29 protein-coding genes are annotated in these 26,014 nt (G+C 37.0%); all 29 read left to right on the top strand.

Going from position 1 to position 26,014, the window contains the following annotated elements; all coding sequences use genetic code 11:
• Positions 1 to 18 precede the first annotated feature (18 nt).
• Positions 19 to 1,161 (top strand): 30S ribosomal protein S1, encoded by a 1,143-nt coding sequence (rpsA, locus tag ACQKMD_RS00570; protein ID WP_427748534.1) that lies wholly within the window; start codon positions 19 to 21, stop codon positions 1,159 to 1,161.
• Positions 1,162 to 1,364: 203 nt separating this feature from the next.
• Positions 1,365 to 2,675 carry a ribosome biogenesis GTPase Der gene (gene der, locus ACQKMD_RS00565; protein ID WP_427748532.1) on the top strand — a complete coding sequence of 437 codons (1,311 nt, stop codon included), beginning with the start codon at positions 1,365 to 1,367 and terminating at the stop codon, positions 2,673 to 2,675.
• Positions 2,676 to 2,704: 29 nt separating this feature from the next.
• Complete coding sequence (locus tag ACQKMD_RS00560; RefSeq protein ID WP_427748530.1) at positions 2,705 to 3,721, top strand: NAD(P)H-dependent glycerol-3-phosphate dehydrogenase; 1,017 nt, start codon at positions 2,705 to 2,707, stop codon at positions 3,719 to 3,721.
• A 187-nt stretch (positions 3,722 to 3,908) separates the two neighbouring features.
• On the top strand, positions 3,909 to 4,130 hold the full coding sequence (locus tag ACQKMD_RS00555) for a DUF2768 domain-containing protein (protein ID WP_427748528.1): 222 nt from the start codon (positions 3,909 to 3,911) through the stop codon (positions 4,128 to 4,130).
• Between the two features lie 23 nt (positions 4,131 to 4,153).
• A complete protein-coding gene (locus ACQKMD_RS00550) occupies positions 4,154 to 4,870 on the top strand; it encodes a hypothetical protein (RefSeq protein WP_427748527.1) in 717 nt (238 codons plus the stop codon).
• Positions 4,871 to 4,927: 57 nt separating this feature from the next.
• A complete protein-coding gene (gene spoIVA, locus ACQKMD_RS00545) occupies positions 4,928 to 6,430 on the top strand; it encodes a stage IV sporulation protein A (protein ID WP_427748526.1) in 1,503 nt (500 codons plus the stop codon).
• A 191-nt stretch (positions 6,431 to 6,621) separates the two neighbouring features.
• Positions 6,622 to 6,894: an HU family DNA-binding protein gene (locus tag ACQKMD_RS00540; RefSeq protein WP_038190738.1), complete on the top strand. Its 273-nt coding sequence runs from the start codon at positions 6,622 to 6,624 to the stop codon at positions 6,892 to 6,894.
• Between the two features lie 554 nt (positions 6,895 to 7,448).
• Positions 7,449 to 8,018, top strand: a complete 570-nt coding sequence (gene folE / locus ACQKMD_RS00535) for a GTP cyclohydrolase I FolE (protein ID WP_427748524.1) — start codon at positions 7,449 to 7,451, stop codon at positions 8,016 to 8,018.
• 61 nt (positions 8,019 to 8,079) lie between these two features.
• Positions 8,080 to 8,301, top strand: a complete 222-nt coding sequence (gene mtrB / locus ACQKMD_RS00530; RefSeq protein WP_427748522.1) for a trp RNA-binding attenuation protein MtrB — start codon at positions 8,080 to 8,082, stop codon at positions 8,299 to 8,301.
• A gap of 99 nt (positions 8,302 to 8,400) precedes the next feature.
• Complete coding sequence (locus ACQKMD_RS00525) at positions 8,401 to 9,189, top strand: heptaprenyl diphosphate synthase component 1 (protein WP_427748520.1); 789 nt, start codon at positions 8,401 to 8,403, stop codon at positions 9,187 to 9,189.
• Between the two features lie 5 nt (positions 9,190 to 9,194).
• Positions 9,195 to 9,899, top strand: coding sequence for a demethylmenaquinone methyltransferase (locus ACQKMD_RS00520; RefSeq protein ID WP_427748518.1), 705 nt, complete (start codon positions 9,195 to 9,197; stop codon positions 9,897 to 9,899).
• Positions 9,900 to 9,919: 20 nt separating this feature from the next.
• Positions 9,920 to 10,894 carry a heptaprenyl diphosphate synthase component II gene (gene hepT / locus ACQKMD_RS00515; protein ID WP_427748517.1) on the top strand — a complete coding sequence of 325 codons (975 nt, stop codon included), beginning with the start codon at positions 9,920 to 9,922 and terminating at the stop codon, positions 10,892 to 10,894.
• Between the two features lie 91 nt (positions 10,895 to 10,985).
• A complete protein-coding gene (ndk, locus tag ACQKMD_RS00510) occupies positions 10,986 to 11,399 on the top strand; it encodes a nucleoside-diphosphate kinase (RefSeq protein WP_427748516.1) in 414 nt (137 codons plus the stop codon).
• Between the two features lie 182 nt (positions 11,400 to 11,581).
• Complete coding sequence (locus ACQKMD_RS00505; RefSeq protein WP_427748515.1) at positions 11,582 to 12,352, top strand: CheR family methyltransferase; 771 nt, start codon at positions 11,582 to 11,584, stop codon at positions 12,350 to 12,352.
• Positions 12,353 to 12,539: 187 nt separating this feature from the next.
• Positions 12,540 to 13,721 (top strand): chorismate synthase, encoded by a 1,182-nt coding sequence (gene aroC, locus ACQKMD_RS00500; protein WP_427748514.1) that lies wholly within the window; start codon positions 12,540 to 12,542, stop codon positions 13,719 to 13,721.
• Between the two features lie 2 nt (positions 13,722 to 13,723).
• A complete protein-coding gene (aroB, locus tag ACQKMD_RS00495) occupies positions 13,724 to 14,815 on the top strand; it encodes a 3-dehydroquinate synthase (RefSeq protein ID WP_427748513.1) in 1,092 nt (363 codons plus the stop codon).
• The gene (gene aroH, locus ACQKMD_RS00490) at positions 14,812 to 15,174 is read left to right on the top strand and encodes a chorismate mutase (protein ID WP_427748512.1); all 363 of its coding nucleotides are present in this window, start codon (positions 14,812 to 14,814) and stop codon (positions 15,172 to 15,174) included. The genes aroB and aroH overlap by 4 nt, the downstream gene beginning before the upstream one ends.
• Before the next feature lie 29 nt (positions 15,175 to 15,203).
• On the top strand, positions 15,204 to 16,304 hold the full coding sequence (gene hisC, locus ACQKMD_RS00485) for a histidinol-phosphate transaminase (RefSeq protein ID WP_427748511.1): 1,101 nt from the start codon (positions 15,204 to 15,206) through the stop codon (positions 16,302 to 16,304).
• Complete coding sequence (locus ACQKMD_RS00480; protein ID WP_427748510.1) at positions 16,301 to 17,401, top strand: prephenate dehydrogenase; 1,101 nt, start codon at positions 16,301 to 16,303, stop codon at positions 17,399 to 17,401. Before hisC ends, ACQKMD_RS00480 begins: the two co-directional genes overlap by 4 nt.
• A gap of 16 nt (positions 17,402 to 17,417) precedes the next feature.
• Positions 17,418 to 18,719, top strand: a complete 1,302-nt coding sequence (gene aroA / locus ACQKMD_RS00475; RefSeq protein ID WP_427748509.1) for a 3-phosphoshikimate 1-carboxyvinyltransferase — start codon at positions 17,418 to 17,420, stop codon at positions 18,717 to 18,719.
• A 116-nt stretch (positions 18,720 to 18,835) separates the two neighbouring features.
• Positions 18,836 to 20,071 carry a tetratricopeptide repeat protein gene (locus ACQKMD_RS00470; protein WP_427749285.1) on the top strand — a complete coding sequence of 412 codons (1,236 nt, stop codon included), beginning with the start codon at positions 18,836 to 18,838 and terminating at the stop codon, positions 20,069 to 20,071.
• A gap of 14 nt (positions 20,072 to 20,085) precedes the next feature.
• The gene (locus ACQKMD_RS00465) at positions 20,086 to 20,637 is read left to right on the top strand and encodes a ReoY family proteolytic degradation factor (RefSeq protein ID WP_427748508.1); all 552 of its coding nucleotides are present in this window, start codon (positions 20,086 to 20,088) and stop codon (positions 20,635 to 20,637) included.
• 47 nt (positions 20,638 to 20,684) lie between these two features.
• Positions 20,685 to 21,134, top strand: a complete 450-nt coding sequence (locus ACQKMD_RS00460) for a YpiF family protein (RefSeq protein ID WP_427748507.1) — start codon at positions 20,685 to 20,687, stop codon at positions 21,132 to 21,134.
• Positions 21,135 to 21,289: 155 nt separating this feature from the next.
• Positions 21,290 to 21,796, top strand: coding sequence for a ubiquinol-cytochrome c reductase iron-sulfur subunit (locus ACQKMD_RS00455; RefSeq protein WP_427748506.1), 507 nt, complete (start codon positions 21,290 to 21,292; stop codon positions 21,794 to 21,796).
• 18 nt (positions 21,797 to 21,814) lie between these two features.
• Positions 21,815 to 22,489, top strand: coding sequence for a menaquinol-cytochrome c reductase cytochrome b subunit (qcrB, locus tag ACQKMD_RS00450; RefSeq protein WP_427748505.1), 675 nt, complete (start codon positions 21,815 to 21,817; stop codon positions 22,487 to 22,489).
• A 41-nt stretch (positions 22,490 to 22,530) separates the two neighbouring features.
• Positions 22,531 to 23,298 carry a c-type cytochrome gene (locus ACQKMD_RS00445; RefSeq protein ID WP_427748504.1) on the top strand — a complete coding sequence of 256 codons (768 nt, stop codon included), beginning with the start codon at positions 22,531 to 22,533 and terminating at the stop codon, positions 23,296 to 23,298.
• Positions 23,299 to 23,484: 186 nt separating this feature from the next.
• On the top strand, positions 23,485 to 24,096 hold the full coding sequence (locus ACQKMD_RS00440; RefSeq protein WP_427748503.1) for a DUF1405 domain-containing protein: 612 nt from the start codon (positions 23,485 to 23,487) through the stop codon (positions 24,094 to 24,096).
• Positions 24,097 to 24,143: 47 nt separating this feature from the next.
• Positions 24,144 to 24,818 (top strand): zinc metallopeptidase, encoded by a 675-nt coding sequence (locus ACQKMD_RS00435; protein ID WP_427749283.1) that lies wholly within the window; start codon positions 24,144 to 24,146, stop codon positions 24,816 to 24,818.
• A gap of 285 nt (positions 24,819 to 25,103) precedes the next feature.
• Positions 25,104 to 25,874: a C40 family peptidase gene (locus tag ACQKMD_RS00430; protein WP_427748502.1), complete on the top strand. Its 771-nt coding sequence runs from the start codon at positions 25,104 to 25,106 to the stop codon at positions 25,872 to 25,874.
• Positions 25,875 to 26,014: the final 140 nt, after the last annotated feature.

Here is a 26,014-nt window from a genome sequence, read left to right as displayed (position 1 = left end):
TGTGAAGGAGGATTACATATGTCTGAAGAAATGAACTTGAATCAAGGTCAAGAATTCCGTGAGGGAGATATCGTCAAAGGTATCGTTGCTCAAGTTGAAGAAAAGGCAGTAACCGTATCAATTGAAGGTGCACCATTTGATGGTGTCGTACCAATCAGTGAGCTATCAAGCTTGCATGTTGATAAAGCTTCCGACGCAGTCTCAGTCGGCGATGAATTTGAATTAATCATTACAAAAGTAGAAGAAGAGAACTATGTGCTTTCTAAACGTAGAGTTGATGCTATTCATGCATGGAAAGTGTTAACAACCAAGTTTGAAAATGGTGAAATAATCGAATCAGAAGTAAAAGATGTTGTGAAGGGCGGCCTAGTAATTGATTTAGGTGTACGTGGCTTCGTACCGGCATCTCTAGTAGAAGATCATTTTGTTGAATCATTTGAAGATTACAAAGGTAGAACTATGGCCTTTAAAATTATTGAAATGGATCAACCGAAAAACCGTTTAATCTTATCTCATCGAGCAATCGTAGAAGATGAAAAAGCTTCTAAAAAAGAGCGATTGTTAGGCGGCATCAATGAAGGTGAAGTATTAGAAGGAACTGTTCAACGCCTAGCTTCATTTGGTGCATTCATCGACCTTGGCGGTGTAGATGGTTTAGTTCATATTTCACAAGTGTCTCATGGGCATGTGGAAAATGTTTCAGACGTTCTTTCAGAAGGTCAAAAGGTAACAGTTAAAGTATTGTCTGTTGACAAAAACAACGAAAGAATTTCACTTTCTATAAAAGAAACTTTACCTGGACCATGGGAAGAAGTCGAAGCGAAGGCACCAAAAGGCGCTGTATTAACAGGTACTGTTAAACGATTAGTAAACTTCGGAGCTTTTGTTGAAGTGTTCCCGGGTGTAGAAGGTTTAGTGCATATATCTCAAATTGCACATAAACACATTACAACACCTCATGAAGCATTAAAAGAAGGGCAAGAGGTTGAAGTAAAAGTGCTTGATGTCAATAAAAACGAAAGCCGCTTATCATTGAGCATTAAAGCGTTGCTTGAAAATTCTGAAGCGGAAGAAATTACTGATTACGAACTACCAGAAGAAGCATCAGGCTTCTCTTTTGCAGATGTAATTGGTGACAAATTAAAAAAATTCTCTGAATAAAAAACGTTTATTACAACAAATAACTATATGGAGCAGGCGGGTTCTTCTCATATCCGCCTGTTTTTTCTTGTAATGCCCAGTGTATCATTGTAATATATACATATATGATGACTTGAATTGTTGGTGATGGGGAACTTATAAGGTACCATCGCCTTTTTTGTTGTATAATATGGATTATAAGAAGTTGGAAGGATGAATAAATTATGACGAAACCGGTCGTAGCGATCGTAGGCCGTCCGAATGTCGGAAAATCGACTATTTTTAACAGAATCGTAGGTGAACGTGTATCTATCGTGGAAGATATTCCAGGAGTAACACGTGACCGTATATACAGTTCTGCGGATTGGTTAACACATGAATTTAATATTATTGACACTGGCGGAATTGATATTGGTGAAGAGCCTTTCTTAGATCAAATTCGTCATCAAGCAGAGATTGCCATGGACGAAGCGGATGTTATTATTCTTATGACAAATGGCCGTGAAGGTGTAACTTTAGCTGATGAACACGTTGCGAGAATATTATATAAAACAAAGAAGCCTGTTGTTTTAGCTGTAAATAAAATTGATAATCCAGATATGCGTGAAATGATGTATGATTTCTATTCATTAGGGTTTGGCGAACCATTCCCAATCTCAGGTTCACATGGCCTTGGCTTAGGGGATTTACTTGACGAAGTGGCAAAACACTTCCCAGAAGAAGATGAAGAGCAATATGGTGACGATGTCATTAAGTTCTCTTTAATCGGCCGTCCGAATGTTGGTAAATCATCTTTAGTAAATGCGTTTTTAGGTGATGAACGTGTTATCGTTAGTGATATAGCTGGTACAACACGTGATGCAATTGACTCACCTTATGAATTTGATGGACAAGAATACGTGATTATTGATACAGCTGGTATGCGTAAAAAAGGAAAAGTGTACGAAACTACTGAAAAATATAGTGTACTTCGTGCACTAAGAGCTATTGAACGCTCAGACGTTGTCTTAGTCGTTTTAAACGGCGAAGAAGGTATCCAAGAACAAGATAAGAAAATAGCTGGTTACGCTCATGAAGCGGGTAAAGCAGTCATTATCGTAGTAAATAAATGGGATGCCGTTGAAAAAGATGAAAAAACGATGAATCATACAACAAAAGTGATTCGTGAACAATTCCAATACCTTGATTATGCGCCAATTGTATTTGTTTCAGCGAAAACGAAAAAACGTGTGCATTCATTATTGCCAGTTGTAAATAGTGCAAATGAAAATCACTCTATGCGTATTCAATCAAGTATCTTAAATGAAGTTGTCGCAGATGCTGTTGCAAGAAACCCTGCTCCTACTGATAAAGGCCGCAGATTACGTATTTACTACGTTACTCAAGTTGCGATTAAGCCACCAACGTTTGTTGTATTTGTAAATGAACCAGAGCTTATGCACTTCTCTTATGAGCGTTTCTTAGAAAATCGTATCCGAGAAACATTCGATTTCGAAGGCACACCAATTCGTTTAATTACGCGTGCCAGAGGATAAAGGTTATGTCTAGATGGAGGGATTCAAACATGGATAAAGTAGCAGTTCTAGGTGCAGGCTCATGGGGCACGGCACTAGCAATTGTATTAGCTGAAAATGGTCATGATTGTCTACTTTGGTCACATCGTGAAGAGCAAGCTAATGAAATAAATGAGCAACACACAAATGCAAAGTACTTACCAAGCGTACAGTTACCAACTACATTAAGGGCAACACATATATTAGCAGATGCGGTTGCACATGCAGATGTGATTGTCATGGCTGTACCTACAAAGGGTATTCGCGAAACTTGTCAAAAAATGATGAAGACTTTAGGTCGTGAAATTTTATTTGTTCATGTTTCAAAAGGAATCGAACCCGATTCATTACTGCGCATTTCTGAGATTATGAGAGAAGAAATAGATGAAGCCTTCATAGAAGATATTGTTGTTCTTTCTGGTCCAAGCCATGCAGAGGAAGTAGTGTTGCATCATCCAACTACTGTTGCTGCAGCATGTGAAAACTTGGCATCGGCCGAGCGGGTCCAAGATCTGTTTATGAATCAATATTTCCGTATTTATACAAATCAAGATGTTATTGGCGTTGAAATGGGCGGTGCGTTGAAGAACGTTATTGCTTTAGCTGCAGGTGTAACTGATGGTCTGGGGTATGGAGACAATGCAAAAGCAGCGCTTATTACACGAGGATTAGCGGAAATGTCACGCTTAGGTGTGAAAATGGGTGCAGAGCCTTTAACGTTCTCAGGACTTGCTGGTATGGGTGATTTAATTGTTACATGTACAAGTGTCCACTCACGGAACTGGCGTGCAGGGAATATGCTTGGTAAAGGTATGACGTTGCAGGAAGTTCTGGACCAAATGGGCATGGTTGTTGAAGGTGTCCGTACTACAAAAGGTGCACATCAACTAGCTGAGAAATACGATGTAATAATGCCAATCACTTCAGCGTTATTTGAGGTGTTATTCGAAGAACAAAATGCAAATGAAGGTGTCGAAAAACTAATGCAACGTATGAAAACACATGAAATGGCATGGTTATTCGAGTAAATTTGTTTTTTGTTCACAAAATTGTACGATAAATAAAACAGATATAAAATTGTCTAAAATGCAGTAATAACAAGCTCTATTATTAATATGGACAAGAGGTGATGCGTCCTCACCTCTTGTTTTTTTGTGATATACTTTCATCTGTGAGATTGGAAACGATTTCTGGTAAAGAAAGGTGGTTGGTCTGTTGTCAAGCTTAGTCCTACTAAATGGTACTCCCTTTTCTCCAATGGACATGATGTGGATTTCTTTCTATTCAATTGGTTTTATGTTAGTAGCGATGGGGTTAATCTACTTAAGTCGTCATAAAATCAAAAATGCAATTGTGAGTTCAATTATAGCATTGGTCTCATATATATTTTTATTCATAGGTTTCTTGACGATGATGTTTGTCGTCTTCACATGGTAATCCTAAGTAAATGAGGTAAGCATATGAAAAAAATGAGAATATTATTGTTGATAGCTGTAGTAGCTACCCTTTTATCTGGCTGTATGTATCCGCAATCTGAACGAGCTGAAAATCAAGTTCCTGATGAAGCACAACTGATAGTTGTCCAAAAGGCGATAGATTCATTTAGAGAATCTTCAGGTGGATTGCTACCAATTCAAAATCGTGATGAAGAAGTGGACCAATACATTAAATACCCTATTCAATTCGAAAAATTATTAAATGGCCATTTAGATAAGATTCCTGGGAATTCTTATGAAAAGGGTGGGATTTATCAATATGTCATTTGGAATGCAGAAAGTAAAAATCCGCTTGTTAAACTAGTGGACTTACGTAGTGCAGAAATGATTCGTGAATTGAACATAAAAAAAGGTGTGAATGGTTTCGTACCAATCGCTGATAAAATAATTGGCGATGTTTATCAAATGGATTACGAAAAGATGGGTTACAAAAAATCGCCTTCAGTCCCAAGTCCATATTCAAATGTAAATCTACCTCTAGTTGTAAAAGGTAGCGGGGAAATTTGTCTAGATTATTCTATTGAATTACAGCGTATATTAGAGGAAGATAATCCTAAAGTGAAAAAGGGTGAGGATATCCGTTATCTATTATCGGATAAATACGCTATTTTACCAGCTTATTCTTTACCGTATACAGTAAACGATAGAAATGAAGTCATTTTCTTAACTGATAAAAAATAACCTTTTAAAACGTTTCGTGCTTTTAGCATGAAACGTTTTTTTTGTGCATAGAATAGATTGCGTAGAATAGGAGGGATTCACATTTCAGAACAATTATATGAGCAAATTGTGGAGCGCACAAACGGTGATGTATATATTGGGGTTGTTGGACCAGTACGAGTAGGAAAATCGACGTTTACAAAGCGTGTAATGGAAGTTATGGTATTGCCAAACATCACAGATGAAGCAGAACGATTACGTGCACAGGACGAGCTGCCTCAAAGCTCTCCAGGCCCTGTAATAATGACTGCCGAACCTAAATTCGTCCCAGCTAAAGGAACACAAATTGCAGTAGGAGAAGGGCCCCTTACGATGCAAATTAGGCTGGCTGATTGTGTAGGTTATATTATAGATGGTGTGAAGGGATATGAGGATGAAAATGGTCCGAAATTAGTCCATACACCGTGGCATAATGAACCAATTCCTTTCCAGGAAGCAGCTAGAATAGGAACAGATAAAGTCATCCGTGATCATTCGAATATCGGTATTGTTATTACGACTGATGGTTCTGTTAATGGTATTTCAAGGCAGGCGGCTGAAAAAGCAGAAATTGAAATAATCGAGCAACTTCAGTCCATTGGTAAGCCATTTGTTGTGGTAATAAATAGTAAAATGCCTGCGCATAAAGACACTGTGGCGCTGAAAAATGAGCTGTTGGACCGTTATCAAGTACCTGTAATTAGTACTTCTGCGGATCAAATGAGTGTGCAAGAAGTAAATGAGATTTTGAAAGAAGCACTTTATGAATTTCCAATTACATCAATCGAAGTGGAGCGTCCAGACTGGATGGAGGTCATTGGAGATGCAAGTCCAATCAATATCTCTTTAAATGATGCCATCTCTACATGGAGTGATTCCGTGACGAAAATTCGAGATGTCAAACATATTGCAACAAAATTAAGTGAAGAAGATTATATATCTAATGCAGAAGTAACGGAAGTCAACCCGGGCATTGGTAATGCAAGAATTACTATTCAAGTGAAAAATGATATATACCAAGCCATTTGTGAACAATTTTTGGATGAACCAGTGGTTACAAAAAAGGAATGGCTGTTATTTATTAAAGAATCACAGGAAGCTAGACAGGCTCATAAACGCTTCCATGAAGCTATCGAAAAAGCTAAAAAAGATGGATATGGAGTGACTCTACCTAATATGCAGGAACTAGAACCAACTCCACCAGAAATCATAAAACAAAATAATTTCTTCGGTGTACGCATGAAGGCAAATGCACCTTCATATCATATTTTACGTATCGATATGGAAGCTGAATTTGCACCTTTAATAGGATCTGAGTTTCATAGTCAGCAGCTATTAAAAGATTTGAAACACGGATATTATCATGATAGAGATGCACTTTGGAATACCCAGTTATTTGGAACACCGCTTTATGAGGTGATGAAGGAAAGTATAGCTTATAAAACAAATGCTGTCCCAGCTCATGCGAAAACGAGAATGCGTCAAACAATTGAGAGAATGGTAAACCAAGGTGATCGTGGAATGGTAACTTTCATTCTGTAATTTCCAAATTACTAATAAATAAAACAAAAAAAGGCTTTTTGCGACCGTGCAAAAGGCTTTTTTTGCGTTTTATAAGGATTATATTTGCTTAAACTAGGTAAAAGGAGTATAAATATTGTTGCATAGGGTTTTCGGTTGTGATAATCTTTTTACATGATTGAGTCAATGCCCCTTGAGAGGAGGTGAATGGTGTGAATAAAACAGAATTAGTTAACTCTGTTGCTGAAGCTGCAGGTCTTTCTAAAAAAGACGCTTCTAAAGCAGTTGAAGCAGTATTTGATACAATTCAAGAAGCTCTTACAACGGGTGATAAAGTACAATTAATCGGTTTTGGTAACTTTGAAGTACGTGAACGTGCGGCTCGTAAAGGTCGTAACCCACAATCAGGTGAAGAAATCGAAATCGCTGCTAGCAAAGTGCCTGCTTTCAAACCAGGTAAAGCGCTTAAAGATGCTGTTAAATAATAGTATCTAGGGTACATAGAACAGCTTTCTTCGGAAGGCTGTTCTTTTTGTATGCTCTTTCGTTAGTCTGTCTTGTTGTAGAACTTGCACCCTAGAAATGAACAAGAAATTTATTATTCTTGTTCATTTCTAGGGTGGAATCAGGGAAATGTAATGATTCAGGTTGTTATTTAAGAATTAAGTTGCTAATGTTTTAGAATTATTTACTTTTTTAGTTTCGTATGTTGTATAGTTATATAGCTTTTACTTGTAATACAGAATATATATAAGTTTTAAAATTAGTGGGTGCCTAAGAGTACATAGTTATTCTCTACGAAATCAGTCATCTCGAATGGATGGGGTAGGGATTAAAAAGAAAAGTGATTGCATGTGAAATGGTCTATTGAGTTATGTAAAAATCAAAAAATACAAAACCAATATAGTTTTGTTAAAAAAGCTATGGATGAATCACCCAAAATACCCGCTTTAAAATTAGGCAAGGCATTTTGCATTTTGCTTTGATTGTGCTAACATCACAATGTAACTAGTAATGCAGATATATTGGGGGATTAATGTTGACTACTACGGATTTAAATAAAATAGAGCAAGCGATTAAAATGATTCTTGAAGCAGTTGGAGAAAATCCAAATCGTGAAGGGCTTTTAGATACACCAAAGCGTGTTGCAAAAATGTATCAAGAAATGTTCTCAGGATTGCATGAAGATCCAAAAAAATATTTTGAAACAGTTTTCCATGAAGGTCATGATGAAGTTGTACTTGTTAAGGATATCCCTTTCTTTTCAATGTGCGAACATCATTTAGTACCGTTTTATGGTAAGGCGCATATTGCATACATACCAAAAGATGGCGTTGTAGCAGGTTTGAGTAAATTAGCAAGAACTGTGGAAACAGTATCGCATCGTCCACAATTACAAGAACGTATTACTGCAACAATTGCTGATACATTGATGGAAATGCTAAATCCACAAGGTGTTTATGTAGTAGTAGAAGCAGAGCATATGTGTATGACTATGCGTGGAATTAAAAAGCCTGGAGCTAAGACGATCACATCTGTGGCAAAAGGGATTTTTGAAGAAGAAGACGTAAAACGTTCAGAAATACTATCATTCATTCAAATGTCTTAAAATACACCTTTATTTGTGATATGATGAACAAAGGAAAAAATGTAGCAAGGAGAATGTTGATATGTCTCAGACTGACTATATAGTAATCCGTGCAGAAGAAGATGGCGTTCACGTAATCGGCTTAACACGCGGAACAGATACAAAATTTCATCACTCAGAAAAGTTAGATAGCGGTGAAATTATGATTGCACAATTTACAGAGCATACATCAGCTATGAAAATTCGTGGTAAAGCAGAAATTCATACAGCCTATGGCATTGTAAAAAGTGAAGCAAAAAAATAATTAATAAAACTAAACATTAAAAATAGTATGGCACGAAATTTATATAAATGCTTGAAAAGTATATGACAACAGGAAATGAACTGAAATGGAGAAAAGTTTATGAATGCAGCTATCATTGACAACAAAATACAAGACCTACAAACCAATATTTTAATGCAATTGCATCATAGAACGCTCCTCAAATATACAGGACAGCCCATTGTTGAAAATGAGACATTGTTTTATCTATTGTTGCCATTTATGAATGGTGAAATATGGACAAGTGAGCAAGATGAAGTAGCCACTACAATTGGTATCATTTATACTGCACTTTATGCACATGACCAAATCGATGAAGTAGACGCTACATCGAAGGACCAACAACTAACCGTTTTAGCTGGTGACTTTTATAGTGGCATATATTATCAACTATTGTCTAAAATACCTAATATCGCTTTGATTCGCTCATTATCGGATGGTATCGTTGACATTAGTGAAAAGAAGACAGCTATCTATGAACCAGCTATTCGATCTATAGAAGATTGGTTGCATACATTAACCGTCATCGAATCGAAGTCTATTGAACAATTTATGAAACATTATCATTTCGACCAATATATACCACTTATGCAGCAAGGTTTATTATTAAATAGACTAGCTTATGAATTGCGAAACCTACAGCAAACACATATGCAAACACGCATAGCGGCCGCTATTGAGAAAAGTGAGCAATTTACTTCTACGAAGAGATCAGCAGAGAGAATTTTAGAAGAATTAGTATCAGAGCTTTCATCTACATTTACTCGAAGTATTTCAACTTCTCCATTTCTTCAAGATGAAGTGAAAACGCTCATTGTAAATCGCATGGCACCTTTTGCATGTGAACATCAAACGACGAGAGAAGGTTGAAAACAGTGTCGCAATCTAAAGAAGAACGCGTACATGAAGTGTTTGAGAATATCTCTGATAGCTACGACAAAATGAACTCTGTCATCAGCTTTCAATTACACAAAAAATGGCGCAAAGATACGATGAATCGTATGCAAGTTAAACCAGGTTCTAAAGCTTTAGACGTATGCTGTGGTACGGCAGACTGGACGATTACTATGGCAGAGGCTACTGAAGAGACTGGACAAGTTACTGGTCTTGATTTTAGTCAAAACATGTTAAATGTGGGCATAGAAAAAACAAAATCTTATCCTCAAATCAATCTTTTGCAAGGGAATGCCATGGAGTTACCATTCCCAGATAATTCATTTGATTATGTAACAATTGGTTTTGGGCTTCGCAATGTACCTGATTATATGCAAGTGTTAAGTGAGATAAACCGTGTATTAAAGCCGGGTGGTATGGCAGTTTGTTTAGAAACATCACAGTCAGAAATACCAGGATATCGTCAGTTATTTAGATTCTATTTCAAATTCATAATGCCGATTTTTGGCAAACTATTTGCTAAAAGTTATAAAGAATATTCATGGTTACAAGAATCTGCTGATGAATTCCCAGGTATGAAGCAATTGAAGAAAATGTTTGAGCAAGTAGGCTTCAAACATGTGAAATATAAAGCATACAGTGGTGGAGCTGCTGCTATGCATATGGGTTACAAAAAAGAAAACTAGGTGGGAGAAGGTTTATTCACGTGGAAAAGATGAAGTTAAAACTACTCTATTCTGATTTAAAATCAGATATAGAGATCATCGAAAAAGAATTAGAAACAGCGTTGAATTCGTCTTCTCACTTCTTGAATGATGCTTCTCTTCACTTGTTAAAAGCTGGAGGGAAAAGAATTCGTCCCGTTTTCGTTTTACTTGCGGCTAAATTTGGTGAGTATGATATTGAAGTGATAAAAAAAGTAGCAGTGTCATTGGAATTGATTCACATGGCTTCACTCGTTCATGATGATGTGATTGATGATTCGGAAATGAGAAGAGGAAGACCTACAGTTAAATCTCAATGGAACAACAGAGTGGCAATGTACACTGGCGACTTTATTTTTGCACGAGCATTGCAATATATTACTGATATTGATAATCCAAAAGCGCATGAAATTCTATCGGAAACGATGGTTGAAATTTGTGTTGGAGAAGTTATCCAAATTGAAGATAAAATGCAACTAGATCAAAATATGCGTGACTATTTTAGAAGAATTAAACGTAAAACAGCATTACTTATCGCGTCTAGTTGTCATTTAGGTGCTGTAGTAGCAGGTGCAGACGAACAAGTGGCAAGCCGTTTAAAACGATTTGGTTATTTTGTCGGCATGTCTTTCCAGATTATCGACGATATCCTTGATTTGACATCAACAGATAAACAGCTCGGAAAACCAGCAGGTAGTGATTTACTTCAGGGGAATATTACGTTGCCAGTATTGTTAGTGAAAGATGATCCTGCTATACGACCTCTCATTGAAAAGGCATTGTCTGGTAAGATGACCGAAGATGAAAGACAAGAGTTTCTTGGCAAGATTCGCCAATCAGAAGCGATTAAGAAGTCAAAGAAGATAAGTGACATTTATTTGCAAAAAGCATTGCGAGAAGTTGAAGCTCTTCCACAAAATTCGATTAATAAGTCTTTGCGTGATATCGCATTATATATGGGTAAACGCAAATTTTAATACTAGATGTTGAACTATCTGTCGTACAATGATAATATTTTACGGTGGGTATAAAACCTGTAATCACTATTTAAGGAGTTGTATTTTAACAATGGCTATTCAAAAAACATTTTTAATGGTTAAACCTGATGGCGTTAAACGTCAATTAGTAGGTGAAATCGTAGATCGTTTCGAACGTAAAGGTTTCGAACTTAAAGGCGCTAAATTAATGCAAATTACTGAAGTGCTTGCAAAAAAACACTACGCAGAACATGCTGAACGTCCATTCTTCGGTGAATTAGTAGAATTCATCACTTCTGGTCCTGTATTTGCTATGGTATGGGAAGGCGAAAACGTAATCTCTGTAGCACGTTTAATGATGGGTGCTACAAACCCTGCTGAATCAGCACCGGGAACAATCCGTGGAGATTACTCTACTACTGTTTCTCACAACGTTATTCACGGTTCAGATTCTTTAGCTGCAGCTGAACGTGAAATTGGTTTATTCTTTAACGAAAACGAATAAGTAAATTCGTATTTTCAAAGCTGTTCGCAATTTTGCGGGCAGCTTTTTTATTGGCTCTGTCATTATAGAAAAATTCAAATAGTTTTGTGTAAATTGTCAAACAAGTCTGCATTTCTACTATTTAAGAAATGTCTTATATCCGATATAATAGACATAGGTTGAAAGAGAGGGAAGATACGCTTATGACAGATTACGAACAATTTGTAGAAAGTATAAAGATAAAAACAAATATCGACCTAGCTTTATACAAAGAGGCTCAAATGAAAAGACGTTTAACATCTTTGTATGAAAAAAAAGGTTATAAAAGCTTCATCGATTTTTTTAATGGATTAGATAACGATCGTGCACTATTGGATGAATTCTTGGATCGTATGACTATAAATGTTTCCGAATTCTATCGTAACGGAAAAAGATGGGAAGTTCTTCAAAACAAAATATTCCCTCGTCTATTACAGCAAAATAAAAAATTAAAAATCTGGAGTGCCGCTTGTTCTACAGGTGAAGAACCGTATTCTTTAGCGATGACATTATCAAATCATGTGCCACTATCCCAAATCTCTATTACAGCAACAGATTTAGACGAAAATGCCATTGCAAAAGCAAAAGCAGGTGTTTACCCTGAGCGTTCTTTAGCAGAAGTACCAAAAGATATAAAAGAAAAGTATTTTGATAATGATAGCTCTTTTTATAAGGTGAAAAACGAAATAAAAAAAACAGTCACATTTAAAAAACATAACCTATTAAAAGATACATATGAACACAATTATGATTTAATCGTTTGCCGTAATGTGATGATATATTTCACTGAAGAAGCAAAAGATCAAATTTACGATAACTTTAGTAAATCACTTCGTTCAGGTGGGATATTATTTGTCGGTTCTACGGAACAAATTTTTAATCCATCAAGGTATCAATTAGATATTGAAGATACATTCTTTTATAGAAAGATGTAATTTATGTTTGTTATATAGGTAAATGAAGAAACGCTTTTCGCTGAACGCGAAAGGCGATTTTTTCTAGAAAGATGGATAATTTAAATTTATTGGAGTTTGCAAAAGTTCGGTTGATACACTGTTTTTTGGATAAAAATATGTTATAGTAAAAAACAAATACTTTAGCGAGTTGAAGGGAGAAAGTGTCATGCGTTATTTAACAGCAGGAGAGTCACATGGTCCGCAATTAACAACAATCATTGAAGGGTTACCTTCTCAATTGCCAATTACGGCTGAGTTAATTAATAAAGAATTAAAAAGACGCCAAGGAGGACATGGTCGAGGTCGCCGCATGCAAATTGAAACAGATACTGTGGAAATCTTATCAGGCGTACGTCATGCAAGTACTTTAGGCTCTCCAGTAGCACTTGTTGTTACAAATGATGATTGGAAGCACTGGACGAAAATCATGGGGCCAGAACCATTAGCAGAGGATATTAACCCAGAGGACATTAAACGTCAAATTTCGCGTCCACGTCCTGGACATGCTGATTTAGTAGGTGGCATGAAATATGGTCATCGTGATTTACGAAATGTATTAGAACGTTCTTCAGCTCGTGAAACAACTGTTCGAGTAGCGGTTGGTGCTGTTGCAAAAGCATTATTAGCAGAACTTGGAATTTCAATTGTTTCTCATGTTACTGAAATCGGTGGGGTTATTGCAAATCCAGAATCTACATCTGGAAAATCAGTTGCCGAAATCCGTGCAATAATCGAAGAAGACGCATGCTATTGTGCAGATGCAGAAGCATCTCTTAAAATGGTTGAAGCAATTGATGAGGCTAAAAAAGCTGGCGATTCAATTGGTGGAGTTGTTGAAGTAATCGTAGAAGGTCTACCAGCTGGTATTGGATCATACGTACACTATGATCGTAAGTTAGATGCAAAATTAGCATCTGCTATGTTAAGTATTAATGCATTTAAAGGAGTAGAGTTCGGTCTAGGTTTTGAAATGGCTCATCACAAGGGAAGCGAAGTGCATGATGAAATTATTTGGTCAGAGGAAAATGGCTATACTAGAAGTTCAAATCGCTTAGGTGGCTTAGAAGGTGGTATGACTACAGGTATGCCTATAGTTGTCCGTGGTGTTATGAAACCAATTCCTACTTTATATAAACCACTTCAAAGTGTCGATATTGAAACGAAAGAGCCATTTAAAGCAAGTGTTGAGCGTTCTGATAGTTGTGCAGTTCCAGCGGCTTCTGTTGTTGCAGAGCATGTTATTGCCTGGGAAATAGCGAACGCAGTAATGGAGCATTTCCACAGTGACCAATTACCACAGCTAAAGGAACAGTTTACAGCGCATAAACAATATACGAAGGAGTTTTAACAATGAATATTCCAGTTAAAGCGAAGTCCCATGCGTATGAAGTGCAAATAGGTGCAAATTGTTTAACAGAAGCAGTTAAATCATTCGATGGTCAACTATCTAAAGCTGATAAAATTATTGTCTTTACAGATGAACAAGTATGGCAATTACATAGTGACCGCTTTACAGCAGAATTTCCATACCCATTTGAAGTAAATGTATTAGCAGAAGGTGAAGCTTGTAAAACATTTGAGAGCTTCTTTGCAGCGCAATCTTTCTTATTGGAACAAAAATGCACCAGAAAAACATTTATTTTCGCATTTGGCGGAGGTGCAGTTGGGGATTTAACTGGGTTTATTGCATCCACATTTATGCGTGGTATTCCATTTGTTCAAATTCCTACGACGATATTAGCTCATGATAGTGCAGTTGGTGGTAAAACAGCTATAAACCATCCACTAGGAAAGAATATGATTGGGACATTTTATCAGCCACAAGGAGTGTTATATGACATTTCATATTTAACAACACTACCAGAAAGAGAAGTACGTTCAGGGATGGCAGAAGTGATTAAACATGCACTTATTTCAGATGAAAAGTGGTTAGAAGAATTAATGGCTACAAACTCTATCTTGCATTTCAGTCAAGATGAACTTGCTAAACACTTAGAGCTGGGTATTCGTGTAAAAGCAGGTATTGTTGCAGAAGATGAAGAAGAACAATCTATTCGTAAGTTTTTAAACTTTGGACATACTTACGGACATGCGATAGAGGCAGCCTCAGGTTTTGGTAAATTAGCACATGGTGAGGCTGTTATGATAGGGATGGTCTATGCACTTATTTTAGGTGAGCGTTATGGCGAAATCTCCGCAACATTTACACGTTCCTTCACCGAATTTGCATTACGCAATGGATACTCATTCGATGCAGTCAAATATTTTACATTTGAACAACTACTAGATTATTTAATGAAAGATAAAAAAGCTGAATACGGAGTCTTACAGTTTGTCCTATTAAAGAAAATTGGTGAGCCGTTTGTACAGCAAATTTCAATAGAAGAATGTCAAGAAATCGATGGTCTTCTTCGTGCATTAATAGAGGAGGTGCTTTCATGATTCGTGGAGTGCGTGGGGCCATTACGGTTCAGTCTGACCAGCCGGAAAATGTTTTAGCAGAGACAGAAAAATTAATAAGAGAAATCGTGAGGGCGAATAATATTGTTGCAGAAGATGTTGCGTCAGTTGTCATTTCTACTACACCTGATATTATCTCAGCATTCCCAGCGAAAGCTGTACGTACTATGGAAGGTTGGAGTTATGTGCCTGTTATGTGTATGCACGAGATGAATGTTCCTAATGCATTGCCATTATGTATTCGAGTACTTATGCATGTGAATACGGAAATAAGTCAGCAAGCGATTCGTCATATTTATTTAAATGAAGCAGTTAAATTAAGACCCGATCTAGCAATGTAATCTACTACTAAGGAAGAGGCGAACGTTAGATGAAATGGAAAGAACAAATTACAGGTATGAAAGCTTATCAGCCTGGAAAATCAATCGATGCAGTGAAAAAAGAATTTGGTTTAGACGAAATCTTTAAATTAGCATCCAATGAAAATCCATTCGGTAGCTCACCAAAAGTACGTGAATTTTTAGCGAAAGAATCATTTAACTTTGCGTTATATCCTGATGGTTATGCAACGAACTTACGTGCAGCGGTGGCTGCTAAATTAGGCGTAGAAGAAAATGAATTAATCTTTGGTAACGGATCAGATGAATTAATCAGTATTATTACACGAGCATTCTTATATCCAGGTGTTAATACTGTTATGGCAAAACCAACATTTTCGCAATATGGCCATAATGCACAAATCGAAGGTGCTGAAATTCGTGAAATATCTTTGATAAATGGTAATCATGATTTAGATGCAATGCTTGAAGCTATTAATGAAAATACAGCAGTTGTATGGGTATGTAGCCCGAATAATCCAACGGGTGTTGTAGTAGAAGATGCGCTATTACAAGAATTTTTGAAGAAAGTTCCGTCTGATGTGTTGGTTGTGATAGATGAAGCATATTTTGAGTATGTAACAAATACTTCACATAAAGATACAATCCCGTATATTCAAGACTACCCAAATATCATCATTTTAAGAACGTTCTCTAAAGCTTACGGCCTCGCAGCTTTCCGTGTAGGTTATGGTATTGCCGATAAAGAGTTAATTGCAAAATTGGATCCAGTTCGTGGACCGTTTAATAATACAGTGTTAAGCCAAGCAATTGCGCAAGTAGCATTAGAAGATGATGCTTTTATCGAGAAATGTCGCGAGCAAAACAATAAAGGTAAAAAACAAATCGAGGAATTTTGTGAAAAAAATAATCTACACTACTTTACAACTGATACAAACTTCATCCTAATGGAAGTAAAAGCTGATAGCGATGTGGTTTTCCAAGAGTTAATGAAACGAGGCTTCGTTATCCGTAGTGGTAATGCGCTAGGAACACCGGGATATATACGTGTAACTATTGGTACTCAAGTTCAAAATGAAGGTTTCTTAACACAATTAGAATCAGTTTTACAGGAGCAAGGAGTTTTTTCATGAAACAAACCGTTCTAGTTGTAGGGCTTGGTCTAATTGGAGGATCGATTGCATTAGCTCTGCAAAAATCACCAAATGTACGAGTGATAGGGTTTGATGCCAATTTAGAAACGTTGCAAAGCGCAAAAGTTTTAGGTATAGTCCAAGAAGTAACGAAAAACCCAGAGGAAACAGCGAAAAAAGTAGATGTTATTATTTTTGCAACACCTGTAAATGCAACATTAGAATGGATGGAGTTAATTAAATCTTGGGGACTTCCGACTTCTACAATTGTGACAGATACAGGTAGTACTAAGTCTTTGATTATGGAAAAAGCTTATGAGCTTCGCGAAAACGGCATTACTTTTATCGGAGGCCATCCAATGGCAGGTTCGCATAAAAGTGGTGTATTAGCGGCTAAGCCTTATCTTTTTGAAAATGCGTATTATATGCTCACACCTTTAGAGGGTGAGGATGAAGAGAAAGTTAATAACCTGCAGAATTTACTGCAATATACCAGCGCGAAATTAATGCGAGTTTCAGCTACTGAACATGATCATATGACATCGGTAGTAAGTCATTTTCCGCATATTGTGGCAGCATCTTTAGTGCATCAATTGCATGCTGAGGGAGCTGATAACCCTGTAACAAAAATGTTAGCAGCAGGGGGGTTTCGAGATTTGACACGGATTGCGTCTTCTAATCCTATATTATGGCGCGACATAACGATGCAAAATCGCCAACAAATTGCTAGTCAATTGGCTGAGTGGCAAACTGAAATGAAACGTGTTGAGGACCTTTTGATAGCAGGAGAAGCAACTCAAATTGAGGGTTATTTTGCAAAAGCTAAAACGGTACGTGATGAGTTGCCGATTAGTTCGCAAGGTGCAATGTACATGACCTATGATTTATATGTAGATGTACCTGATTATCCTGGTAGTATTGCTGAAATCACAGCTTTTCTTGCTGAAGAACAAATTAGTATTACGAATATTCGTATCGTGGAAACGCGAGAAGATGTCTTCGGTATTTTAGTTGTTAGTTTCCAAAATGCAGATGATCGAGAACGTGCTGCTGCTTGTATACAAAAGCGCAGTCCATACGAAATTTATATTTCATAAAGGGTAGGTGAATAGAATGGTGAAGAGTAATTCTTTAGATTACAATAAGCCGACATTACGTGGGAAAATAACAGTTCCAGGTGATAAATCAGTATCTCATCGTTCTATTATGTTCGGCGGAATTGCAAAAGGGCGCACGACGGTAAGTGGTTTTTTACTCGGTGATGATTGTTTAAATACAATTGCTTGTTTCCGCAAATTAGGAGTACAGATTGAACTGGATGGTACAAACGTTGTTATTGAAAGTAATGGAATGGCTACTTGGCAGGAACCAACTGATATATTATATACTGGGAATTCTGGTACGACAACACGCTTAATGCTTGGTTTGCTAGCAGGCTCTACTGTTCATACAGTTTTGAATGGAGACGAGTCCATTGCTAAGCGCCCGATGAAACGTGTCATAAATCCATTGCGAGAAATGGGTGCTAAAATAACAGGGCGTATGGATGGCCAATTTACGCCTCTTGCGATTCAAGGTACGAAGTTAAATGCGATTGACTATACAATGCCAGTAGCAAGTGCACAAGTGAAGTCGGCAATTCTATTAGCAGGTATTAATGCCAAAGGTACGACAATTATCCGCGAGAAGGAAGTTTCCCGTGACCACACAGAGCGTATGCTTCGACAATTTGGCGCGGAAATAACGATTGAAGATGGAGTTGTCTCACTACAAGGTGGTCAACAATTGACTGCTACTCATGTAGAGGTACCTGGAGATATATCATCTGCAGCATTTTTCCTTGTTGCTGGTGCCATCTCAAAAAATAGTGAAATAACGTTAGAGAACGTTGGTTTGAATCCAACACGTACTGGTATTATTGATGTCTTGCAGGAAATGAATGCGAAAATGTCGATTGAAATCGATGATGATTCGGCTGCAGAGCCGATTGGAACGGTCACCGTTTCGACATCTGAATTACAAGGAACGACAATCGGTGGCGACGTTATTCCTCGACTCATCGATGAAATACCGATTATTGCATTATTAGCAACACAGGCTACTGGACAAACCGTTATTAAAGATGCTGAAGAGCTGAAGGTAAAAGAAACAGACCGTATTACAGCGGTTGTGGATGAATTGAAAAAGCTTGGTGCAGATATAGTAGCGACAGATGACGGTATGATTATTAACGGACCAACACCGTTAACGGGTAGTACTATTCGAACGTATGGAGATCACCGTATTGGCATGATGGGAGCAATTGCTGCACTCATTACTGAAGGTTCAATCGAGCTAGATGATCCTGACTGTATTGCTGTCTCTTACCCAACATTCTTTGAAGATGTACAAACTGTTAGCAATCGAATAGATTAAAAGCGAAAACTCTCCACTAAATAGGAGGGTTTTTCCTTGTACATAAAGAATTTGTCATGTAGCATAATGATTGAAATTAATGAGAATAGGTGAAGCATTTGGATATTCAAAACAAAATGATAGAAGTAATTGAGCAAGGAAATCTAGAAGGTATACAAGATTTAATGGAACAGCTTAAAATTCAAGCTGACCCAAATGTACAATATGAGATTGCAGAGCTATTAGTGAACTATGGCTTTTTAGCTGAAGCAGACCAATTATTTGAGCATTTACAATTTTTGTTCCCTGAAGAGACACAATTAAAAATTGATCGAGCTGTATTGTTAATGGATATTGGAAACGAGGACGAAGCATTAGAAATGTTTATGTCTGTTCGTCCGGATGAACCTGAATATCCACAAGTTTTATTAGCATTGGCGGATTATTATCAAATGCAAGGACTATACGAGGTCGCTGAACAACGTATTAACGAGGCGTTAGAATTATTGCCTACTGAACCTTTATTGCGTTTTGCGAAAGCAGAGCTTCTTTTAGAGCTAGGTCGTTTAGCAGAAGCGGCACGTCTTTATGGTGAGCTGTACGAGGAACAAGAAGAGATTGCGGGGATCCGTTTAGTCGAACGTCTTGCAGAAGTGCATCGTACGGGTGCAGCATTTGAAGAGGCTTTAACATATTATCTGAAAGCCCTTGAATATCATGTTGCTCCTGATCTATTATTTGGAGCAGCTTATTCGGCATTTCAAACACAAATGTATGAAACCGCAATTAAACATTTAGAAGAGTTAAAAGAAGTAGATCCAGATTATTTTGCAGCTTATTTATTATTAGCAGAGAGTTATGCAATGCAAGAAGAAAATAAAAAAGCTTTAGAAATAATCCAAGAGGGCATTAAACGTGATGAATATGATAAAGAATTATATTTATTTGCCGGTAAGATGGCTTTAAAAAACAGTTTGCCAAAAGAGGCTGAACAATACTTGCGTGAAGCGGTTGCGCTTGATGGTGAATATATGGAAGCTATTTTAACGCTCGTTTCACTGTTGGCGCAAGATGAACGTGATGAAGAGGTGGTTGAATTAGTCGAAACTTTACGTAATGATGATTTTGACTGGTCTACATTATCTGCTTTTGCTGCACAATCTTATGACCGCCTAGAAGATTATAATCGTGCATACGAATTTTATACTTTGGCATATAATGACCATAAGGAAGATCCAGCATTTTTAGAAAAGTACGCGTATTTCTTAATCGAAGACGGCAAACGTGGGGAAGCCCACGTAGTCGTAAAAAGATTAGTAGCACTACAACCTGATGAGCCGACTTGGTTGGATCTCTTACAAACTTTCGAGTGAGAGGGGGAATCGGTATGACCGCTTCCGTTTCTGTGATGGATAAAAAGGTTTTCGTACATTGGTTTTTAAAGCGTTATCAGTTAAAGCGACGTGAATGTGTCTGGATTTTAAATTATTTACTTGGCCATGATGAATTACTAGAGCATGTACATTTTGTTGAGGAAGCACATTATTGTCCAAGAGCAATGGTCATGTCAACGACTGAATCATCTGGTATTCCATTTCGATTTTATAAAGGAAATATTATGACAGCAGACGCAGAGAAATCATTCCACGATCTGAGAATGCACCCAGATGAAGAAATGTATATTCAACTTAACTTCCCTAAATTACCACCAAGTAGCGAATACTTAGCGGTTCTTGAAGAGAACCCTCATATGCCAAAGTATTTGCACATTAGTGAAAAGGACCGCATGTTAGCGGAGGAAATATTAAACAATAGCATGAAGTCTTTTAGGGAAGAAACAATTTTAAAGCAAATAGATGAAGCGTTAGATAATAATGATAAAGAGAAGTTTTATGAATTATCTGCATTACTTAATGTCTTAAAAAATGTGAATGAATGAAAAAACTTCATCGTTTAGATGAAGTTTTTTCTCGGGGGGAAATAAAAATGTTTTGGATTGGCAAAGATGTAGAAGTATTCTCAGCACAAAAGGAATTTATAGATACAGCTATCGTTCCATTAGCAGTTATTGATGGTTCGCCAACAGGAATGAAGCAAAGCGCGTCGGCTGCAGAGTTTTTAATGTCGTTAACAGGTTTTGTTGAACAGCAATTTAAAGGACGAGTTATGGTAATGCCACCATTTACGTATACAAATACCATGCTAAAGAAAGACTATATTCAGTCAATAGACCAAGAATTAAAATTGGCAGGTTTTAAATATATCTTTTATATGACATCAGATCATAGTTGGACAAGGGAAGTACCTGAGCTAACTGTATTGTGGCTACCATCTATACCACTTGGTGATATGGATCAATCAGTAAAACAATCAGTACTAAGTGATCAAATTCGACAAGTTGTCCCAATGCTATCAGCTAAATGGGCAGAGCTGTAATTTTCTTTCATGAAATGTTCACAAATCATGACAAAAGTGTCGAATGCGTTATTGACCTTCCATTTTGATTGATATATCATAGATATGTCCTAGTATTACTATTTTGTATAAGTTTGTCCGTTGGACTTACCTTTAAAGTTAGAGGGGGGAAAAGTATGAGTAACAATCGTGTAACAAGACGTCAATTTCTAAACTACACATTAACAGGTGTTGGTGGCTTCATGGCTGCTGGAATGTTAATGCCAATGGTTCGTTTTGCAGTTGATCCGGTATTACAGAAAAAAGCCGGTGGAGATTTTATACCAACTAAACAAAAAGTCTCTGAGTTATCAAAAACACCTGTAAAAGTTGACTTCACATTTGAACAAGTTGACGCTTGGTACAAATCTGATGTTACAAATACAGCGTGGGTTTACAAAGAAGGCGACAAAATTATCGCACTTTCACCTGTATGTAAGCATTTAGGCTGTACTGTAAACTGGGAAGGTGACCCAGCACACAAAAACCAATTCTTCTGCCCTTGTCACGCTGGCCGATATGAGAAAAATGGTGATAACATCAAAGGTACACCACCTCTTGGGCCGTTAGATGAGTACGAAGTCAAAGAAAAAGACGGTCTGTTAATGCTCGGTAAAATAAGACCAAATACGTTAGTTAAATAGTAAGGGGGTACGACACAAGTGCTAAATAAAATCTATGATTGGGTAGATGAACGCTTAGATATCACACCAATTTGGCGCGATATAGCTGACCATGAAGTTCCAGAGCACGTTAACCCTGCACATCATTTTTCTGCATTCGTATATTGTTTCGGGGGCTTAACGTTCTTCGTTACGGTTATTCAAATCCTTTCAGGTATGTTCTTAACTATGTACTATGTTCCGGATATTGAAAATGCATGGAAATCTGTTTACTACCTTCAAAATGAAGTAGCATTCGGTGAGATTGTGCGTGGTATGCATCACTGGGGAGCTTCACTCGTAATTGTCATGATGTTCCTTCATACATTACGTGTATTCTTCACAGGTTCATACAAAAAACCACGTGAACTTAACTGGATCGTTGGGGTTCTAATTTTCGCAGTAATGTTAGGTCTTGGCTTTACAGGTTACCTACTTCCTTGGGATATGAAAGCTTTATTCGCTACAAAAGTAGGTATTCAAATCGCTGCATCAGTACCATTTATTGGTGAAGCAATCAAAGTATTACTTGCCGGAGATTCTACAATCCTCGGTGCACAAACATTAACAAGATTCTTTGCGATTCATGTATTCTTCTTACCAGCTGCTTTGCTTGGGTTGCTTGCAGCACACTTTGTAATGATTCGCAGACAAGGTATTTCAGGTCCATTGTAATTTTACAATGAATTTGAGTAATTCCTAAAGGAGGGGACACAATGCATCGCGGAAAAGGAATGAAATTCGTAGGAGATTCTCGTGTGCCGTATAAGGCAAACAGAACAAAAACTCCGCCAGACTATTCCGAGTATCCAGGTAAAACAGAACCATTCTGGCCAGACTTCTTATTAAAAGAATGGATGGTTGGTGCTGTATTCCTTATTGGTTATTTAATCTTGACTGTCGCTCACCCGTCTCCACTTGAGGCGCAGGCTGATCCGACAAATGCAAGTTATGTACCAATGCCGGACTGGTATTTCTTATTCTTATATCAATTATTAAAATATGAATATGCTTCAGGTCCATATAACGTGATTGGAGCTATCGTTGTACCAGCAATTGCTTTTGGTGCACTTATGTTAGCACCATTCCTAGATAGAGGACCAGAACGTCGCCCAATGAAACGCCCACTTCCAGTAGCGTTTATGTTATTAGCACTTGCTTCTATGATTTTCTTAACTTGGGAATCAGTAGTTAACCATGACTGGGAAGCTGCTAAAAAACAAGGTGCGATTGTTAAAACAGTCGAATTCGATAAAGAGTCTGATGGCTATAAAGTTTATGCTGGTCAATCTTGTATCAACTGTCATGGTGAAAACCTTGATGGTGGTGCAGGCCCATCATTAATGAACACTGGATTAACTGCTGAGGAAGTAACTAAAATTGCTCATGATGGTATCGGCGGTATGCCTCCAGGCCAATATAAAGGCTCTGATGAAGATCTTCAAAAACTTGCTGAGTTTATTGCAAGCTTAAAAGCTGAATAATATTTACATTTATTAAAAGAGTCAGGAAACTGGCTCTTTTTTTATTATTAAGTTCCTTGATACGCTGAATGAAATCCGTTTGCATTTAGAGGGACTTGACCTATACTAATAATATGCAGGTGAATGAAATTATTTTACTTACAAATACTAAAGAATACATATTTCATTAAAAAAGGGAGAAATAATATGCCTTCAATTATCTCGAAATGTTGGGTGATACTAACACACCGTTCGTTTTTATGGCTTTTATTAATCGTCAATGTGGCCGGTACAATTTGGGGCTATGATTGGTATGGCTGGCAATTAGAAATGACAAAACCAATATTTCTTATTTTTGTGCCGGATAGTCCTACTGCAAGCCTCTTTTTTAGTATAGCAATTGTCGGCTGGTTGCTTGGACGACATTGGAAATTAATCGAGGCTCTCGCTTTAATAACTCTTGTCAAGTATGGTCTGTGGGCTGTTGTGATGAACATTTGGGCACTTATTGAAGATGGTTCAATTGGCTGGATGGGGTGGATGTTAATCTTCTCGCATTTCATGATGGCAGTTCAAGGAATTCTATATTTACCTGCGTACCGCTTCACTTTTATCCATGTATGGATTGCAGCGATTTGGACTTTGCATAATGATGTGATTGATTATGTTTTTGGTCAGATGCCAATTTATCATATGTTGTCGGATTATGTGCAAACTATTGGTTACTTCACATTTTGGTTGTCAATTTGTTGTATATCGATAGCATTTTGGACAGCGAAAAAAAGCTTTTCATTTGCTCAAAGGTCTTATACACCTTAAAATAATAGTAAGCTAGTATTAGGAGGATGGTTAGTTTGACAACTACGATGTATATCATATATTTTATCGTATTATTACTATTACCGATTTACGCTCAAATGAAAGTAAAAAGAACGTATAAACGGTACTCACAAGTTCGATCAACTTCAGGTATGACAGGTGCAGAAGTTGCAAGGTTAATCTTAGATCAGAACGGGTTAAGTAACGTCCGCGTAGTAGAGCAACAAGGTTTTTTATCTGATCACTACAATCCTGCAACAAAAACAGTTGCTTTATCTACTCATAACTACCATGAAGCATCTGTAGCAGGTACTGCTGTTGCTGCTCATGAATGCGGACACGCAATTCAACATAAAGAAGCGTATTCATTTTTAACATTACGCTCTCAGTTAGTTCCTGTAGCGAATATTTCTTCAAATGCATCTTGGATTTTCATTATGATTGGTATGATTGCAACTATTAAGCCTTTGTTACTAGTAGGTATCGTTTTACTTGCAGCAGGTGTTGTATTCCAACTAGTTACATTACCAGTCGAATTTGATGCATCAAAGCGTGCCATGAATCAGATTGTTGAACATGGTATTATTCGTAACGAAGAAGAGCCATATGCTAGAAAAGTTTTAAGTGCAGCAGCATTAACTTATGTTGCAGCGGCAGCAACTGCTGTAATGGAATTACTACGATTAGTGTTAATTTATACTGGTATGAATAACGAAGACTAAAGTTAACTGTACTAGTATAAAATGGAAGACCCTTGAACTGAGAAATCAGTCAGGGGTCTTTTTTGATACAAAAACGAGAAAAAATGAGTTGGAGAATAGATAAAATCAAAAAAATGTTATAAAACTCTGTTTCTTTGTAGTCAAACTGTAATATATCTGTAATTGAAATAGCGTTGTTTATTACAAAGAATTTCTGTAAAGTAAGTCTTGTAGAAAAAAACAGTTACTAGATATAAAATAAATCAACTAATAATAGTTTGAATAAATATTGGAGAGTTTAAATCAATGAAAAAGAAAAATCTATTTACAGCAATTACAGCAGGTACATTAGCTTTAACGTTTTCATTTACAGGACTGACAAATGGTCATCAAAATACAGCTTCTGCAGAATCATTAACAACTTCAAAAGAAGTACATACATCAACTGCGATCACAATGGTTGCTAGTTCAAAAGCTACTAAAATTAGTGGTAAATACAAAACAACAGCAGCATTAAATATGCGTTTAAGCGCAAAAACAACTTCAAAAGTACTATTAACTACTAAAAAAGGTGCTGTCGTTAAAGCATCTTATAAGAAAAAAGTAAACGGCACAACTTGGTATAAAGTTTCATATAACGGCAAAAAAGGTTGGATGTCTGCAGCATATTTAAAAAAATATAAAAAAGTAAGCAAAGTTTCAAATAGTGCAACTGGATCAGCTATTATTGATGCTGGTAGAAAATACTTAGGCGTATCATATGTTTGGGGTGGTACTTCACCTTCAGGATTCGATTGCAGTGGTTTCACTCAATATGCTTATAAACTAGCTGGACAAGGTACAATTCCTCGCAACAGCCGTGCGCAACGTGCAGCAGCAGCGTTTACAAGTAACCCACAAGTTGGAGATTTAATCTTCTTCTCTGCAAATCCTGGTGGCGATTATATTACTCACGTAGGATTATATGCGGGTAACGGTCAAGTTCTACATGCTGCAGGTGATAAAGTTCAATATCAAAGTATTGCAGCTGGTAGTTATTGGGGTCCACGTATCATAAGTTATGGTACTTTCCGTTAAAATAAACTTAAAGTCCTCAACAGTGGAGATATTCCATTGTTGAGGCTTTTTTTATTCCTAAAACAAATAATACATTTCTAAGGTTTAAGATTGCAAATATGAGATTTGTACAACTTTAATAAAATCTTATAGCATGTAAG

Origin of the sequence: Viridibacillus sp. NPDC096237, from assembly GCF_050278625.1 — a bacterium.
Taxonomy (GTDB): domain Bacteria; phylum Bacillota; class Bacilli; order Bacillales_A; family Planococcaceae; genus Viridibacillus.
This window is presented reverse-complemented; position numbering and strand designations above follow the sequence as displayed.